The sequence below is a fragment of the uncultured Roseibium sp. genome (genome assembly GCF_947494555.1).
GTDB lineage: Bacteria > Pseudomonadota > Alphaproteobacteria > Rhizobiales > Stappiaceae > Roseibium.
In genome coordinates this window covers 186,314-203,233 of sequence record NZ_CANLVF010000004.1, presented here as the reverse complement: position 1 = coordinate 203,233, position 16,920 = coordinate 186,314, and the positions used below count along the sequence as shown (strand labels likewise).

19 protein-coding genes are annotated in these 16,920 nt (G+C 56.9%); 13 read left to right on the top strand and 6 right to left on the bottom strand.

Annotated elements, in window-relative coordinates:
* Positions 1 to 768, top strand: a complete 768-nt coding sequence (gene map, locus Q0915_RS19875; protein ID WP_299477699.1) for a type I methionyl aminopeptidase — start codon at positions 1 to 3, stop codon at positions 766 to 768.
* Here map and Q0915_RS19870 read toward each other — a convergent pair.
* Together Q0915_RS19870 and Q0915_RS19865 are read right to left on the bottom strand one after the other, a co-directional pair.
* Positions 765 to 1,055, bottom strand: coding sequence for a hypothetical protein (locus Q0915_RS19870; RefSeq protein WP_299477696.1), 291 nt, complete (start codon positions 1,053 to 1,055; stop codon positions 765 to 767). The genes map and Q0915_RS19870 overlap by 4 nt on opposite strands.
* Positions 1,056 to 1,243: 188 nt before the next feature.
* A complete protein-coding gene (locus tag Q0915_RS19865) occupies positions 1,244 to 2,560 on the bottom strand; it encodes a D-alanyl-D-alanine carboxypeptidase family protein (RefSeq protein WP_299477693.1) in 1,317 nt (438 codons plus the stop codon).
* Positions 2,561 to 3,047: 487 nt separating this feature from the next.
* On the opposite strand from Q0915_RS19865, the gene Q0915_RS19860 reads away from it, so the two are divergent.
* The 12 genes from Q0915_RS19860 to acs all read left to right on the top strand — a co-directional run bounded on the left by Q0915_RS19860 (position 3,048) and on the right by acs (position 12,159).
* The gene (locus Q0915_RS19860) at positions 3,048 to 3,869 is read left to right on the top strand and encodes an urease accessory protein UreD (RefSeq protein WP_299477690.1); all 822 of its coding nucleotides are present in this window, start codon (positions 3,048 to 3,050) and stop codon (positions 3,867 to 3,869) included.
* Positions 3,870 to 3,884: 15 nt separating this feature from the next.
* Positions 3,885 to 4,187: an urease subunit gamma gene (locus Q0915_RS19855; protein WP_299477687.1), complete on the top strand. Its 303-nt coding sequence runs from the start codon at positions 3,885 to 3,887 to the stop codon at positions 4,185 to 4,187.
* Between the two features lie 33 nt (positions 4,188 to 4,220).
* A complete protein-coding gene (locus Q0915_RS19850; RefSeq protein WP_299477684.1) occupies positions 4,221 to 4,526 on the top strand; it encodes an urease subunit beta in 306 nt (101 codons plus the stop codon).
* Positions 4,523 to 4,948, top strand: coding sequence for a lysozyme inhibitor LprI family protein (locus tag Q0915_RS19845; RefSeq protein ID WP_299477681.1), 426 nt, complete (start codon positions 4,523 to 4,525; stop codon positions 4,946 to 4,948). Before Q0915_RS19850 ends, Q0915_RS19845 begins: the two co-directional genes overlap by 4 nt.
* Positions 4,948 to 5,358 carry a lysozyme inhibitor LprI family protein gene (locus Q0915_RS19840; protein ID WP_299477678.1) on the top strand — a complete coding sequence of 137 codons (411 nt, stop codon included), beginning with the start codon at positions 4,948 to 4,950 and terminating at the stop codon, positions 5,356 to 5,358. The genes Q0915_RS19845 and Q0915_RS19840 overlap by 1 nt, the downstream gene beginning before the upstream one ends.
* A gap of 18 nt (positions 5,359 to 5,376) precedes the next feature.
* The gene (ureC, locus tag Q0915_RS19835; RefSeq protein ID WP_299477675.1) at positions 5,377 to 7,089 is read left to right on the top strand and encodes an urease subunit alpha; all 1,713 of its coding nucleotides are present in this window, start codon (positions 5,377 to 5,379) and stop codon (positions 7,087 to 7,089) included.
* Positions 7,090 to 7,121: 32 nt separating this feature from the next.
* Positions 7,122 to 7,724, top strand: a complete 603-nt coding sequence (locus tag Q0915_RS19830; RefSeq protein WP_299477672.1) for a glutathione S-transferase family protein — start codon at positions 7,122 to 7,124, stop codon at positions 7,722 to 7,724.
* Entirely contained in the window at positions 7,724 to 8,209 is a 486-nt protein-coding gene (locus Q0915_RS19825; RefSeq protein WP_299477669.1) for an urease accessory protein UreE, read from the top strand. The genes Q0915_RS19830 and Q0915_RS19825 overlap by 1 nt, the downstream gene beginning before the upstream one ends.
* Positions 8,163 to 8,912, top strand: a complete 750-nt coding sequence (locus Q0915_RS19820) for an urease accessory protein UreF (protein WP_299477666.1) — start codon at positions 8,163 to 8,165, stop codon at positions 8,910 to 8,912. Before Q0915_RS19825 ends, Q0915_RS19820 begins: the two co-directional genes overlap by 47 nt.
* Positions 8,909 to 9,535, top strand: coding sequence for an urease accessory protein UreG (gene ureG / locus Q0915_RS19815; RefSeq protein WP_299477663.1), 627 nt, complete (start codon positions 8,909 to 8,911; stop codon positions 9,533 to 9,535). Before Q0915_RS19820 ends, ureG begins: the two co-directional genes overlap by 4 nt.
* Positions 9,536 to 9,621: 86 nt before the next feature.
* Positions 9,622 to 10,023: a DUF1761 domain-containing protein gene (locus tag Q0915_RS19810; RefSeq protein ID WP_299477660.1), complete on the top strand. Its 402-nt coding sequence runs from the start codon at positions 9,622 to 9,624 to the stop codon at positions 10,021 to 10,023.
* A gap of 198 nt (positions 10,024 to 10,221) precedes the next feature.
* Entirely contained in the window at positions 10,222 to 12,159 is a 1,938-nt protein-coding gene (acs, locus tag Q0915_RS19805) for an acetate--CoA ligase (protein ID WP_299477657.1), read from the top strand.
* A 62-nt stretch (positions 12,160 to 12,221) separates the two neighbouring features.
* Here acs and Q0915_RS19800 read toward each other — a convergent pair whose 3' ends face one another.
* The 4 genes from Q0915_RS19800 to rplS all read right to left on the bottom strand — a co-directional run bounded on the left by Q0915_RS19800 (position 12,222) and on the right by rplS (position 16,734).
* A complete protein-coding gene (locus Q0915_RS19800; protein WP_299477654.1) occupies positions 12,222 to 13,583 on the bottom strand; it encodes a pilus assembly protein TadG-related protein in 1,362 nt (453 codons plus the stop codon).
* Between the two features lie 165 nt (positions 13,584 to 13,748).
* Positions 13,749 to 14,306: an HNH endonuclease gene (locus Q0915_RS19795; RefSeq protein WP_299477651.1), complete on the bottom strand. Its 558-nt coding sequence runs from the start codon at positions 14,304 to 14,306 to the stop codon at positions 13,749 to 13,751.
* 297 nt (positions 14,307 to 14,603) lie between these two features.
* Complete coding sequence (gene leuC, locus Q0915_RS19790) at positions 14,604 to 16,016, bottom strand: 3-isopropylmalate dehydratase large subunit (protein ID WP_299477648.1); 1,413 nt, start codon at positions 16,014 to 16,016, stop codon at positions 14,604 to 14,606.
* Positions 16,017 to 16,263: 247 nt separating this feature from the next.
* Positions 16,264 to 16,734 carry a 50S ribosomal protein L19 gene (rplS, locus tag Q0915_RS19785; protein ID WP_299477645.1) on the bottom strand — a complete coding sequence of 157 codons (471 nt, stop codon included), beginning with the start codon at positions 16,732 to 16,734 and terminating at the stop codon, positions 16,264 to 16,266.
* Positions 16,735 to 16,920: the final 186 nt, after the last annotated feature.

Below are 16,920 nucleotides of genomic sequence, written 5' to 3'. Positions count from 1 at the left end.
GTGGTGAAGACACCTGATGAACTGGCATTGATGCGCGTGTCGGGGAGGCTGTTGGCATCCGTCTTTGAAATGCTGGACACGATGGATCTCAGCGGCTTGTCGACGCTGGAGGTCAACGATCTTGTAGAGCGCTTTATCGCAGGCACTCTAGAGGCACGCCCGGCGAGCAAAGGTCAGTACGGTTTCGAATATGTCCTGAACAGCTCGATTAACGACGTTGTCTGTCACGGTGTCCCCGGTCGGACTGCGATTATCCGCGACGGCGATATCATCAACCTTGATGTCACACTCGAAAAGAACGGTTTCATTGCCGATTCGAGCAAGACATATGTCGTCGGAAATGCGTCGCCAGCAGCAAAAAGGCTCGTACGCGTTGCCTACCAGGCGCTCTGGAAGGGAATCGAAGCGGTGCGGCCGGGCGCCCATCTGGGCGATGTCGGCTTTGCGATCGAAAGACACGCGAAACGGAATGGATATTCAGTCGTTCGCGATTATTGCGGGCATGGCATCGGCCGCGAAATGCACGAAGAGCCCAAAGTTCTGAACTTTGGGCGTCGCGGCGCTGGATTGAAGTTGCGCGAAGGCATGGTTTTCACAATCGAGCCAATGATCAACCAGGGGACACGCAAGGTCACCGCAGGGGACGATGGATGGGAAGTCCTGACAGAAGATGGGAAGCTGTCCGCTCAATTTGAGCACACGATTGCGGTCATTGAATCCGGGGCAGAGGTCTTTACTCTTCGAAACGATGAAACAGTCAGACGCTAGCTGGCGTTCAGAATGCTTTCATCCTCGGTTTCGGTATCTTCGGAATCGTCCCGCTCGTCACCATCTGTAGACAGGTCCATGGGAGTCAGGTCCTGCGCGAGATCCGATTCCTCGAGGTCGTCGTCATCCAGGTCATCTGTATCGATAACGAGACGCACGGCTTCGGCCGCTTTGCGAAGGGTGGCAACGACCTCGTCTATTGACGCTCCTTCCTCAAGCTGATCTGCAGAAAGTTCAGCGAGGCTTGCAAGTGCCCTGATGGTGGCTGTCGATCTCGGTTCAATCATGATGCGATCTCTCGATCTCTCTTGTGTCCACTCGCTCTCTTTGAAGTGCCCCATCGAATGCCTGGTAAACGGTCGCGATGGTCGGCCCTCTTCGGAACAATGCTTACTGCAGTGTTAAGGACTAGCGTAAATAAACGGTTAACCGTTCGCCGGCGATCGGTCGGCTGTCCTTAAAGTCTTGAACAAGCTCACTTGCGCGGACTGGGCGCGGGAACGGGTACCGTAAAATCGAGGCCCTTGCGGAATATGGAGCCGGGCGCCGCCTGCGTGGGCGCATCAGCCGTTGCCTGCGGAACCGCGGCGGCCGAAGCTTGCGAAATCGCCCCTGAACTGCTGCCTTGGGCTGTGTTTTGCAGTTTCTCACGAATCTGGGTTTCGGCGCGTCGGACCGGATTGGCGGATGGCACCGGTATGTCGCTGGCAGGAATTCCCGATCCAGCAACCGCCCCGGAGGCCTTCGGAGAACCGGTCGGGCTGCCGAGACCGACCTGCAACGGGCGGTAAGCGATTTTGCGAGGCCCAAGTGTCCGGTCCAGAATCTTCGCCCAGTCCGGCTTGCCGTTCGCGAGCGTGAACCCGCTTTCGTCAACTTTCTTCAGCTGCTTGTCGTTTGCGCTTCTGAAAAAAAGGAAGCCGCCGGAAGGTTCGTTTTTCATGTCGAAACGAGCCACATAGGCCTTGGCACCAGGGCTCTTGTTGCGGCGGCAATAGCCATTTGCGGGCGGATTGCCGGACGTTCCGGTCAGACTGGCGACATTCCTGCCTCCGCGGCGTTTCTTGAAACCCTTGTCGAAGAGCTGACGCGCGAAAGCCGTCCTTTCCAGCCCGGAACCGGCGCCAAGGATAATCGCAATCAACGTGCGGCCGCGGCGGGAAACAGACGCTGCAACATTATAGCCGGAGTTGCAGATATATCCCGTTTTCATCCCGTTTGCGCCCGGGACACGGAGCAGAAACTCCCGGTTTGCGGACCGCAGCGTTTTTTTGCCGAAGCGAATGCCCGGATGATTGTAAAAACTCTTGGATTCAGGAAAGTCCCTGCGGAGTGCCATCGCGAGGATGGCCATGTCGCGTGCCGTCGTGACCTGTCCGTTGTCCGGCAGACCGTGCGGGTTCGTGAACCGTGTATTGGTCATACCAAGCCGCCTGGCTTCCGCATTCATCGCAGCGATAAACGCTGCCTCCGATCCGGAGACCGCTTCGCCCAAAGCCACAGCGACATCATTTGCGGACTTGATAAGGATGATTTTAAGGGCGGTATCGATCGTAAATCGCGTACCGACCTTGAAGCCCATTTTGCTGGGCGGTTCCGACAGAGAGTTTTTTGATTGAATGACCGCAGAATTGAGCGTCGCGCGCCCTTCGCGGATTGCCTTGAAGGTGACGTAGGCCGTCATCATCTTGGTCAGGGACGCCGGGTACCACTTTTGGGTGGCGTTCTTCTCCTCAAGAACATTTCCCGACTTGGCGTCTATCAGGATAAAGGCCCCGATATCCGCGCGCACTGGCTCGGTCCCCGGGCCCGCGACGAAACCGAAAAGAACAAGAAAAAAAACTGTCAGGCGGCCAATTGGGCTTGAAAACACGCGCATCCCTCGCTGGTCACACCGCTATAAAAACGCACACGGGTTAAGGACTGCTTGCCTTGTTGATGTACCTACTAAAAAACCGGAACATGTCGCCAAGAGCAACCCCTTGTTGTTGTTCAGAAGATGAATGTGATTTAGGCACCTGCTTATTTTTTGTACAATTTGCCCGGCGCATAAGGTCAGCTCCGCAAATATACCAACACTTTCCGCCCTGTTTCCGCCAAACGTCGAAAAGATGCTTTTTTGGCCCGGCCCTTGCTAATATCGCCGGAAGAATGATCCGGGATGCATCAAACTTTAGCCCGGTGACACAATGGGACCACCATGCCGGTGGCAACAAAACCGGCGGAACCCCGGGGGCGGAAACAATATGTATGATGCTGCGCCAGCATCAGATTTGAGCGTGCAAGCTAAACCTCTGCAGCGTGTCAGAGGAGTTGCCCGTATCCGTTTTTCAGCGCGCACGGGAACCACCCGACTTGCAGACCTTTACCAGAAGGGCTCGGCAAAAGTCCGGATGCCGCGGATCTATGGAGGGGCGCCAACGGCCGTACTGATCAACACCGCCGGCGGGCTCACCGGAGGGGACGAACTGGAATACAACGTCACAATCGATGACGAGGCACACGCGATTGTGACCAGCCAGACCGCCGAGCGCGCATATCGCAGCAATGATGGATCCGCAAAAGTGACAGGATCGCTATGTGTCGGCGCCGGAGCGACACTCGAATGGCTACCTCAGGAAACGTTGCTTTTCGACCGTTCCAATCTGTCGCGAACGCTCAATGCGGATCTCGCCCCGGATGCGCGCTTGATGATGCTTGAGACCGTCGTCCTTGGACGCACCGCTATGGGAGAAAGCATCGAAAGGCTGTTTTTCAAAGATAAATGGCGTATCCGGCGCGCAGGCAAGTTGGTGTTCGCCGACGACATTCGCGTAGACGGAGCACCCGGAGAAATTCTGCGCGGCTCCGCGACTGCAGCGGGCGGACACGTATTTGCGACATTCGTCGATTGCGCGGAAGACGCCGGTGACCGTCTGTCCCTTGCGCGCGCCGTGCTGGACGCTCTACCTTTGAACGAGACGCGTTTCGCCGTCAGTGCCTGGAACGATCTGCTGGTGGCGCGGTTCGTATCGGGCGACGCGCGCGATTTGCGAAATGCGCTGATTTCCTTTTTGACCGGATACCGTGCGGCTGACTTGCCGCGCGTCTGGTATTGCTAGCTTGGAGGACTTGTCGTGAACCTTACTCCCCGTGAGAAGGACAAACTGCTCGTTTCAATGGCCGCCATGGTCGCACGCCGCAGGCTGGAGCGGGGTGTCAAACTCAATCACCCCGAGGCAATCGCGCTGATCACGGATTTTGTCGTGGAAGGCGCGAGAGACGGCCGCTCGGTCGCCGATCTGATGGCTGCGGGCGCCACCGTGCTGACGCGCGAACAGGTCATGCAAGGCGTTGCGGAAATGATCCATGACGTGCAGGTTGAGGCCACTTTTCCGGACGGGACAAAACTCGTCACCGTCCACGAGCCGATCCGATAATTTTCTCAATGCGCATTGTTCCAGGAGACAGCGATGATACCCGGCGAAATCTTTCCTGCTGACGGCGAAATCGAACTGAATGCAGGCCTTGAGACCGTTGAACTTGACGTATCCAACACCGGCGACAGACCCGTGCAGGTCGGCAGCCACTATCACTTCGCTGAAACGAACGAAGGCCTTTCCTTCGATCGCGAAAAAGCCAGGGGCATGCGCCTCGACATTCCCGCCGGGACCGCCGTGCGTTTCGAGCCGGGCCAGACAAGATCGGTAACGCTTGTGCCTTATCGGGGCAACCGGACCGTCTACGGTTTCAATCAGAAGGTCATGGGCCAATTATGAATGCCCCTGTCAAGGCATCCGCAGCGCTTGTCGGATCGGTCCTTTCTGTGCTGAGCGGCGCGCCGGTTCAGGCACAGACCGCCATCGACTGCGGCAATCCGGTGAGCCAGGTTGAGATGACCTATTGCGCCGAGCAGGACTGGATGCAGGCAGATGCGGCGCTGAACAAGGTCTATGGGATCGCCATGGCCAAGATGCGTGAAACGGACAGCTATCTGCCCGACAATCTGAAAGGTGCGGCCGATGCGTTGCGCGATGCCCAGCGCGCCTGGATTCCCTATCGTGACAAGGCTTGCGCCGCATACGGCTACCTTGCCCGCGGCGGGACGCTGGAGCCACAACTCATCTACACCTGCCGCGCCGACCTGACCCGTGCCCGCGTCGGCGAACTGCAAGACCTAAACAAGGGACTCGGAAACTGATGCGCCTTCAGCTTTGCGCCGCGACGCTTTTCTGCGCTCTCATTGCACCGCTCGCATCGGCGCAGGAAAATATCGATTGCGGCTATCCGCTAAACAACAACGAGCGCACATACTGCGCAGAAAAAGCGCTCAATGATGCCAATACCAGCATGGAAGAGGCATATGAAAAGCTTCATGCCAAAGTTGTTGCGATTGATGAATACCTTCCTGAGCACCTTAAAGGCAGTCCTGCCGCGCTGGAGGAAGCACAATCCGCGTGGATCACTTTCCGCGAGAAAGACTGCAATGCCTACAGTTTCCCCTACAAGGGTGGCACCCGTGGGAATGAACTCTACCGCAACTGCATGATCGTGATGACCATGCAGCGAACAGACGATTTGCAAGCGACGCTCGAAGACTACACCGACTGATCGCCAACAGGAGCTACCATGGCCTATAAAATGCCACGCGCCGCCTATGCGGACATGTTCGGACCGACGACAGGCGACCGGCTGCGCCTTGCCGACACGGATCTCATCATCGAGGTGGAAAAGGACTTCACCACTTACGGCGAAGAAGTGAAGTTCGGCGGTGGCAAGGTTATCCGCGATGGCATGGGCCAGTCGCAGGCACCGCGTTCCGCGGGTGCGGTGGACACGGTGATTACGAATGCCCTGATCGTCGATCACTGGGGCATCGTGAAGGCGGATGTAGGTCTCAAGGACGGTCGCATCGTCGGCATCGGCAAAGCGGGCAACCCGGATGTCCAGCCTGAAGTCGACATTGTTGTCGGACCGGGCACCGAGGCCATTGCGGGCGAGGGCAAGATCCTGACCGCCGGCGCACTCGATGTGCACATCCACTTCATTTGCCCGCAGCAGATCGACGAGGCGCTGGTGTCCGGCGTGACAACGATGCTGGGCGGCGGCACCGGCCCGGCCACCGGTACCAACGCGACAACCTGCACTCCCGGTCCCTGGCACATCACCCGGATGCTTCAGTCGGCGGACAGCTTTCCCATGAACCTCGCCTTTGCCGGCAAGGGCAACGCGTCGCTGCCGGCAGCCCTTGAAGAGCAAATAATGGCGGGTGCATGTGCGCTAAAGCTGCACGAGGACTGGGGCACGACCCCGGCCGCCATCGATACCTGCCTGTCGGTTGCTGACGAGTACGACGTTCAGGTGATGATCCACACCGACACATTGAATGAGTCCGGCTTTGTCGAAAACACGACGGCCTCGTTCAAGAACCGGACGATCCACGCCTTCCATACTGAAGGCGCAGGCGGCGGTCACGCGCCGGACATCATCAAGGTGTGCGGTGAGATGAACGTGCTGCCATCCTCGACCAATCCGACCCGGCCTTACACGGTAAACACGCTTGAAGAACATCTCGACATGCTGATGGTCTGTCATCACCTTGACAGTTCCATCCCGGAAGATGTCGCCTTCGCCGAAAGCCGCATTCGCAAGGAAACCATCGCCGCTGAAGATATTCTTCACGATATGGGCGCATTTTCGATCATCGCGTCCGACAGCCAGGCGATGGGCCGCGTGGGTGAAGTGGTCATCAGAACGCTTCAGACCGCACACAAAATGAAGGTCCAGCGCGGCCGCCTTTCGGAGGAAACCGGCGACAACGACAATTTCCGTGTGAAACGCTACATGGCCAAGATGACGATCAATCCTGCCGTGGCACACGGGCTGGACCAGCATGTCGGGTCTGTTGAAATCGGCAAGCTCGCGGATCTTGTGCTTTGGGATCCGAAATTTTTTGGCGTGAAGCCGGACATGGTCCTGAAACTCGGCACGATTGCCGCGGCCCCCATGGGCGACCCGAATGCCTCGATCCCGACGCCACAGCCCGTTCACTACCGGCCGATGTTCGGCGCGTTCGGCAAGGCGATGACCGAAAGCCGGGTTACTTTTGTTTCCCAGGCTGCTTACGACACGGATATCGGTTCGAAGATCGGTCTCGACAGCCTCGTGCTACCGGTCAAGAACGTGCGTGGCGGCATTTCCAAGAAATCCATGATCCTCAACGATGCGACACCCGACATCGAGGTTCATCCCGAGACCTATGAAGTGCGTGCCAACGGCGAGCTTCTGACCTGCGAGCCGGCTGAAGTGCTGCCGATGGCACAACGCTATTTCCTGTTCTAAGGTCCTGACGAACAATCGTTTGGGAGCAAAAAATGTACAAGATCATCGGATTCCCGCGCACCCGCGCGATGCGGGTGATGTGGCTGCTTGAAGAGCTTGGAGAGCCTTACGAGATCGATCCGGCTATGCCACAATCCGAAACGGCGCGCGCGCTCAATCCAAGCGGCAAGGTTCCGCTTCTGGTCGATGGCGAAAGCGTCATTTCAGAATCCGTGGCCATCTGTACCTATCTCGCCGACAAGCACGGCAAGTTTACGTTTCCCGCCGGCACGGTCGAACGGGCGAAACAGGACAGTTTTACCCAGTTTGGTGTCGATGTCCTGGAAGGCGCGCTTTGGACGGCCGCAAAGAACACATTTATCCTTCCTGAAGATGTGCGCGTCCCGGAAATAAAAACCGTCTGCCAGATGGAGTTCCAGCGCGGCCTGGCCACTTTGCAGCAAAGACTGGGAGAGGGCCCCCATGTCATGGGGGAAACATTCACAATCGCGGACATCATCATTGGTCATTGTTCCGGCTGGGCAGTTGCAGCGAAATTTGACCTGCCGAAGGAAGGACCGGTCTACGACTATTTCAAACGCCTCCGGGAGCGGCCCGCATTCCAGGCAATGAAGACAAAGGCTGACTCAGCATAATGATCCGTGTCCGAACCATTCACGCGGCAAAAACCTGGACCGGCGAACCGGCCGACCGCATAACGTTGGATCGGGAAGACCGGTATCGCAGACGCGCTGTGCTCACCGGGGCAGGTGGTCTGACTTTCCTTTTGGATCAGCCGAACGCCATACATTTGCATCACGGTGACGGGCTCGAGCTGGAAGACGGAAAAATTGTCGAGGTCCTGGCTGAAGCAGAAGATCTGGTGGAAATCGAAGCCGACAACACGGCGCATCTTGTCCGGATTGCCTGGCATCTGGGAAATCGCCATCTCCCGACCCAGCTGGCGGACAAAACGCTCCGAATTCGGAGGGATCACGTTATTGAGGACATGGTCGCCAAGCTCGGCGGACGCCTGACCCCGATATCCGCACCTTTCGACCCTGAAGGGGGTGCTTATGGTCACGGACAAACTCATGGCCACGATCACGGGCACCACTCCCACGGTCACAGCCATGACTGATCCTATGAACCCTGCCGCTCTCTACCGGCTGCTCACCTTTCTCTCGCCCGCGTTCCCGATTGGCGCCTTCACCTATAGCCATGGCCTGGAACAGGTCGTTGAGCAGGGTGATATCACCAATTCGGTCGAGCTTGAGGCCTGGTTGCAGGATATCCTCCGCCAAGGCGCAGGGCGAACGGATGCCATCCTGTTGAGCGAAACCTGCAACGCAGCCCGCAGTGGAGATCGGCAGACAGTCGAAGACCTGCGAGAGCTCGGCCTCGCTCTGCAGCCGTCAGGCGAACGTTATCTTGAGGCCAGCGCGCAGGGAACCGCCTTCATGCGCGCCGTCGAAATGAGCTGGCAACCACAAGACGGCGCGGCGGCGGTGCTCTTCAAGGAATTGGCGGGCGCCGATAGAGATGCCTGGCCCTATCCTGTTTCGGTCGGTCTGGTCTGTTCGGCTCATGATATTCCAACGCGGGCTGCCTTGGTGGCCTATCTGCAGGCCTTTTCCGCCAATATCGTTTCCGCTGCAATCCGCACGGTACCTCTTGGACAGAATGACGGTCAAAGTGTGCTGGCGAAACTGGAACCGGTGATTTCCAAAGTCACCGAAGATGCGCTGTCATCCGGGATTGACGACCTGGGCAGCACGACTTTTCTGGCGGATATCGCCTCCATGGCACATGAAACTCAGTATTCGAGGCTCTTTCGTTCATGAACTCTCAAAACGGCCCCCTGCGCGTCGGTATTGGCGGACCCGTCGGTGCCGGAAAGACAACGCTGACCGATCGGCTTTGCAAGGCAATGCGCGACAGCTATTCGCTGGCTGTAATCACCAACGACATCTACACAAGCGAAGATGCCGAGGCCCTGGTGCGCTCGCAGGCGCTTTCGAGCGAACGCATCCGCGGCGTGGAAACAGGCGGTTGCCCACACACCGCGATACGGGAAGATGCCTCGATCAACCTTGCTGCTGTCGAGGATCTCACGAACTCCATTCCGGATCTCGATCTGATCCTGATTGAATCGGGCGGCGACAATCTCGCGGCAACCTTCTCGCCGGAACTCGCCGACCTGACAATCTATGTCATCGACGTTGCCGCGGGAGAGGAAATTCCCCGCAAAGGCGGGCCGGGCATTACCCGTTCCGATCTCCTGGTCATCAACAAGACCGATCTCGCACCCTATGTCGGTGCAGACCTTGGCGTGATGGATCGCGATGCCAGGAAGATGCGCAAGAACCGGCCGTTTGTCTTTGCAAACACCAAGGCGGGAGACGGGCTGGCTCCGGTTGTCGAGTTCATCGTCGAAAAAGGCGGACTTGAAATCCGGGCGGGTTGACTTGAACCTGCCTTGGCACAACCACAAGCTTGATCTTTCATCCGTTTGCTTCCAACCTACACCGTAAAAATGCGGAGGGCGGACCCATGATGTTTGACGGCGTAAATCTCATCGCAGTGGCAGCAGCTGCTGTTGCTTCCTTCATTTTCGGATCGATCTGGTACGGTGTCCTCGGTAAGGCCTGGATGAAAGCCGCCAGCCTGACGGAAGACCAGACAAAGCCGGATCCGGTCACGCTCGGCATTACGTTTGCCTGCCAACTGGTGATGGCCTTCGTCTTCGCAGGCATCATTTATCACACCGGCGAAACGTCAATTCGCACAGGGATCATATCGGCGCTTATGATCTGGGTTGGCATCGTCATGACGACACAGATCATCAACCACCGCTTTCAGGGCCGGCCCTGGAGCCTGACGGTTATCGACGGCGGACACTGGCTTGGCGTTCTTGTCGCACAGGCGATCGTGATCGGCTGGTTCGCTTCATAAGGGTCATTGGTCTGACGGCTTAAGCCTAATTCACTACGTATTTGAACGCATTAGACCAAGGACTCGGCGACTAAAGGACTAAAGTTTGGTTCTGGACGCCCTATGGGGTCATCAGCATAATGGCCCGCAGCAAACAAGCCGGTGGGGGGTGAGGATGTGGCAACCCCGTCGGCCAATATGGTTTCGGGAGGTTTTCAAATGTCTGAGTCTGTATTCCCCGTTCCCGCGGACGTCGCCGCGCGTGCACATGTAGACAACGCCAAGTATCTGGAAATGTACCAGCGCTCCGTCGAAGATCCGGACGCGTTTTGGGGCGAACACGGCAAGCGCCTCGACTGGATCAAGCCCTACACCAAGGTCAAGAACACCTCCTACGACTACCACAGTGTCTCGATCAAATGGTATGAGGACGGCACGCTCAACGTCTCAGCCAACTGCGTGGACCGGCACCTGGAGAAACGCGGCGATCAGCCGGCGATCATCTGGGAAGGGGACGACCCGAACGAACACAAGATCATCAACTACAACGAACTTTCCAAAGAAGTGAACAGGTTCGCCAATGTGCTTCACGGCCAGGGTGTCAAGAAGGGCGATCGCGTCACGATCTATCTTCCCATGATCCCGGAAGCTGCATACGCAATGTTGGCATGTGCGCGGATAGGGGCGGTTCATTCCATTGTTTTTGGTGGATTTTCTCCCGACAGCCTCGCCCAGCGCATCGAGGATTGCAAATCCGATTGCGTCATCACCGCGGATGAAGGACTGCGCGGCGGCCGCAAGGTTCCGCTGAAGGCAAATGTCGACAAGGCTGCGGAAAAAGCGCCGGTGAACAGCGTTATCGTGGTCAGGCGCACCGGTGGTGAGATCGCAATGCAGGATGGGCGCGATGTCTGGTACCACGAAGAGGCTGGCAGGGTGTCCGATCAGTGCGAACCGACGGAGATGAATGCCGAGGATCCGCTCTTCATTCTTTATACGTCCGGGTCCACGGGCAAACCCAAGGGCGTGATGCATACCACAGGCGGCTATCTCGTCTATGCTTCGATGACCCATGAATATGTCTTCGACTATCATGAAGGCGATATCTACTGGTGCACGGCGGATGTCGGCTGGGTTACGGGGCACAGCTACATCGTCTACGGGCCGCTCGCCAATGGCGCGACAACGCTCATGTTCGAAGGTGTTCCGACCTATCCCGGTCCTGGCCGGTTCTGGGATGTATGCGACAAGCACAACGTCAACATCTTCTATACCGCGCCCACCGCCATTCGCGCCCTTATGGGGGCAGGCGACGAACACGTTACCGCCACGTCCAGAAAATCATTGCGGTTGCTCGGGTCGGTCGGCGAGCCGATCAACCCGGAGGCCTGGACCTGGTATTACAACGTTGTTGGCGAGGGTCGTTGTCCGATCGTGGACACCTGGTGGCAAACGGAAACCGGTGGCATCCTGATCACACCGTTGCCAGGCGCAACCGACCTGAAGCCCGGCTCCGCGACACGGCCGTTCTTTGGCATTCAGCCCGCCGTCGTCGATGCCGAAGGCAAGTTCCTTGAAGGCGCGACCGAAGGCAACCTGGTCATCAAGGACAGCTGGCCTGGCCAGATGCGCACGGTCTATGGCGACCACGAGCGGTTCGTGCAGACTTACTTCGCGACCTACAAGGGTCTTTATTTCACTGGCGACGGCTGCCGGCGGGACGAGGACGGCTATTACTGGATCACGGGCCGCGTGGATGACGTGATCAATGTGTCCGGACACCGGATGGGTACGGCAGAGGTTGAAAGCGCGCTTGTGGCCCATCCGCAGGTATCCGAAGCCGCGGTTGTCGGATATCCGCACGACATAAAGGGGCAGGGCATCTATGCCTATGTAACGCTGATGGAAGGCGAAGAGCCGACAGACGAGCTGAAAAAGGAGCTGGTCAAACACGTGCGGACGGAAATCGGTCCGATCGCCTCGCCGGACCTGATCCAGTTCGCACCCGGCCTGCCGAAAACGCGTTCCGGCAAGATCATGCGCCGGATCTTGCGCAAGATCGCCGAAGACAGCTTCGAAAGCCTTGGGGATACCTCGACGCTTGCGGACCCGACTGTTGTCGACGATCTGATCGACAACAGGCAGAACCGGGACTGAGACCGGTCAGAAACGAAAAAGCCCGCCTGATGGCGGGCTTTTTTTGCGTTTGATCTCATCACTTACTGTGACAGGTATACCTGCTGAATTTTCTTGGCGATGTTCGAGAACGCGGCAATGAGGTCGTCCGACGACGTTGCCACATAGTACTTGCCAGTGTCGGCGCATTCTTCCATCACCCTGGCCTGGCTCGAACTTGTCGCAGTTCCGAAATAGACCGTGTAGATCGTAATGCCTGCGTTTTTCATGGCACTGCAGAGCGACAGGGCACGTTGCGACGGCTGACCCGAATAGCCACCCTGGGGCTTCTCGATCCAGTAGTCATTCGTTCCACTGAGACACGTGCCTTTGTATTTTCGGCTACCGATATAGTAACTGTCGCATTCTGCGTAGGTGAGCGTCTCTTTGTCGTAATACGTGTTGAATGCACCATCGGTCATGATCAGCGCAAATTTCAGCACTTCCGTATTGGAATATTCGGCTGGTTGGGATTCGGCGGGCCAAAGATCCTTCCAGTTTGGAGATAGCGTGTACCAGCCGATGCCAATGCCGGTCTGCGCGGCGGTGTAGCCTTCCGTTTCAAGATCGTCGATTGCGTCCATGAGCGTGTCACGGTCGTCCGTCAGCGGTTGAAGAACAGAATCCGAGCAATCCTGGCTCCGATACGTTCCCGATCCGTCTCCTGCCGGCTCAACTGTGTAGCTGGCGTCGGTGAATTGTTCATCGCCCGAGCGCTCGGTCACGCAGCGAGTGCTGACACCATCCGTCGCGGTGGATGCATATGTATCCATGTTGACGCCGACGCTGTAGGGCACGAGTGAAATCTTGACCTTGCTTTCCGTTGAACTATCCGGAATGAGGATATTGATTACTGATTCCGATGCATCCTTGAGATCGTTGAGTGCCCAGCCCATGGATCCGGTCACATCGACCACCATTGCCATTTCAACGTCAAAGCGGGAATAGGTCACCTGCGAGTTGGTGCCGAAAGTGAAGGCTTCCGGACCGAACGCTGTCTTGCCGTAGCCGCCGAAATCGATGAACAGGTTGTTCATCGTGGCGGTGGAACTCACGGTGATCAGACCGTTGTCGGGATCGACGGAAAAGGCGAGATTTTCAATTGCTTCGTCAAGGAACTCGGCGTCAGCAAGGTTCGCGTTGAAGGAATCCGTGATGACGTCCTTGATCTCGTCGTTCGTCAGTTCCTGGGTCGACAGATCTGTCGCTGCAGCAAGGGCCGCCGCGTCAAGCGCATAAGAAAGTTTTTCGCGCGCGTTGACGACCCTTGAAACATCCACGGCAGCTCCGGCCATCACAATGATGATGATCAGCATGATGCCGAAAAGCGGGATAACCGCTGCATCGCGGTCGCCTCGGAAACGCAGTGCCAGGTTCTGGATGATTTGAATACGTTGTTTCTTCATGACTGCCTCACAGCTCTCAAGAGACAGTTATTACAGAAAAGTACCTAAATTCTTAAATGAACCTTTTAAAAGAAGTAAAAGAAGTCTTAACAGGCATAAATAATACATGCCTGAAGCTGGTAACATGCTTCATCGCTAGACCACATGTCGACAGTGAATTTCTGGTTACGGCTCGAGTTCCGTATCCCAATAAAGAAAATCCATCCAGCTTTCATGCAGGTAGTTGGGCGGGAACCCGCGGCCGTTGTTGTGAAGATCCTGGATTGTCGGCTGGAACGGCATGTGCATTGGCCACATGTTCAGCTGCTTGCAGGACTTGTTTGATTTGCGCAGATTGCAGGGGGAGCAGGCGGTGATAACGTTGTCCCAAGTGGTCAGGCCACCTTTTGAGCGCGGGACGAGGTGATCGAAGGTCAGTTCAGACTTGGAGCCGCAATATTGGCACTGAAACTTGTCGCGAAGGAAGACGTTGAAGCGGGTGAAGGCGGGGTATCGGCTGGGTTTTACAAATGTCTTGAGCGAGACGACGCTCGGTAATCGGAACTCGAAGCTCGGACTTCGAACCGCCGCGTCATACTCTGCAACGATGTTTACCCTATCGAGAAACACAGCCTTGATCGTGTCCTGCCACGACCACAAGGACAATGGGTAGTAACTCAAGGGCCGATAATCCGCATTGAGCACCAACGCAGGATGGGCTCCAGGCGAAACCGCTATTGTCACCTTCCGCTCCTCACACCTTCTCTGATTGTCCGTTGTCCGGTCAATCGGACAGCGGAACATGTCCTTTTGTGACAGGAGTATTGTAGTGCCGAGGTGACAGTCTTGTGAAGCCCGTTAAAATCATTTCTGTCCCAGCGTGTTGAAAGGTGTTTTTCAGCAAGGCATTTTTCATAAATCCATGAATCGCTTGCCGAATATCCAAAACAGCATCGCCGGTATGACGTTTTTGCGCGTGAAAAGAAAAAGGGCGCCCGTGGCGCCCTCAATCGTCATTTGCATCTGGTGGGGGAAATCGAATCAATTCACGGTCCACTCGCGAATGTCGACAAAATGCCCTGCAATCGCAGCAGCGGCCGCCATTGCCGGTGACACCAGATGGGTTCGGCCCTTATGTCCTTGACGTCCCTCGAAATTCCGGTTCGAGGTCGAGGCGCAGCGCTCACCCGGCTTCAGTTTGTCGGCATTCATCGCCAGGCACATGGAACAGCCCGGTTCGCGCCAGTCGAAGCCCGCCTCCTTGAAGATCAGATCAAGACCTTCCTCTTCGGCCTGTTCCTTCACAAGCCCGGACCCGGGCACCACCATGGCGTCGACATGCGGTGCGACTTTGTGATTTCCGATAACGGCAGCGGCGGCGCGCAGGTCTTCGATACGGCCATTGGTGCAAGACCCGATGAACGCCCGATCGATCTTGATGTCGGTGATTTTCGTGCCGGGTTCCAATCCCATGTAGTCAAGAGCGCGTTTTTTGGAATCGCGACGGTTCTCGTCATCGATCTCATCCGGATCCGGAACAAATCCTTCAACGGAAACGACGTCTTCCGGTGAGGATCCCCAAGAGACGATTGGTGGCAGATTTGCCGCGTCGAGCTCGACGACCTTGTCGAAATAGGCATCCGCATCCGTGTGCAGTGTGTGCCAGTACGCCATCGCCATGTCCCAGGCCTCACCCTTCGGTGCCTTGGGACGGCCCTTCACATATTCGAATGTGGCTTCGTCCGGCGCGATCAGACCGGCACGTGCACCTGCCTCGATGGACATGTTGCACACGGTCATCCGCCCCTCCATGGACAGGGACCGGATCGCGTCTCCGGCATATTCAATGACGTATCCTGTGCCGCCAGCTGTTCCGATCTTGCCGATGATCGCGAGCACGATGTCCTTTGCTGTCACGCCGTCCGGCACGTTGCCGTTGACCTTGACCAGCATGTTCTTGGCCTTTTTCTGGATCAGGGTCTGGGTTGCCAGAACATGTTCCACCTCGGAGGTACCGATACCGTGGGCCAGGGAACCGAACGCGCCATGGGTTGACGTGTGGCTGTCGCCGCAGACGATTGTCATGCCAGGCAGGGTAAAACCCTGTTCCGGGCCGACGATGTGAACGACACCCTGTCGCATATCCAGTTCGGAATAATACTCGACGCCGAATTCGGCGGCATTTTTCGCAAGCGTATCCACCTGCAGTGCGGATTCCGGATCGTCGATGCCATGACGCCTGTCTGTTGTCGGAACGTTGTGATCCACGACGGCAAGCGTTTTTTCCGGACTGCGAACCTTGCGGCTGTGCATCCGCAGCCCTTCAAAAGCCTGCGGGCTCGTGACCTCGTGGACGAGATGGCGGTCGATATACAGCAACCCGGTACCGTCCGGCTGCATGTCGACGACGTGGTCGTCCCAGATTTTGTCGTAAAGCGTGCGCGCCTTCGCCATGGGTCTCTCCTCGTTTTCAACCGGATCTGCTGCGCCTGCGTCCGAGCGCGCTTTTCCGGGTCATTCTTTTGGGCGGTTAAAGGCCGTCAAGCAGTGCCTTTGAATTCAGGCTAGTGAATGACGCAGCTCCGCCAAAACGTCAAGTATTGCGGGGTTGAGCTGAATTCAACTGACCTTGACTGACCCGCACGAACCAAAAAAGGCGGTCACTTGGACCGCCTTTCGAAAATTCAGCTTGTCGGCCGGCTTATTCTGCAGCGCTCTCGGCAGCTTCCTGCTCAGCCTTCTTGGCTTCAGCCTTTGCTGCCTTGACGGCGATGGCTTCCGCACGCGCTTCCTCATTGAGGCGCTTGGAGCGAACGTTGGTGTTTTCGGAGATGCGGGCGGACTTACCACGACGGTCGCGCAGATAGTAAAGTTTCGCGCGGCGGACTTTGCCGCGGCGAACGACTTCAACGCCTTCCAGCATCGGGGAGTAGATCGGGAAGACACGCTCAACGCCTTCGCCGTAAGAAATCTTGCGAACCGTGAAGCTCTCATTGATGCCGCCGCCGGACCTGGCGATGCAGACACCCTCGTAAGCCTGTGTACGGGTACGGTTACCTTCGGTGACTTTCACGTTGACACGGACAGTGTCACCTGGAGAAAATTCTGGAAGCTTGCGCTTTTCTTCGATTTTCGCCATTTCCTCAGCATTCAGCTGCTCGATAATGTTCATGGCGTTTTTCCCTTTTCAATTACAAAGAGGCCAGAGCGTTTCCCTTTAACTGGAAAACGTATTCGCCTTCTTTGGGCCATGGTGCATATAAGCTGGTTTCATCGGCTTTTGGACCATGTGCGGCCTGTCGATGACCGGATCTGGACAAATCAGACCCGTTTTTCACCCAGCTTCCGCGGGCGTATA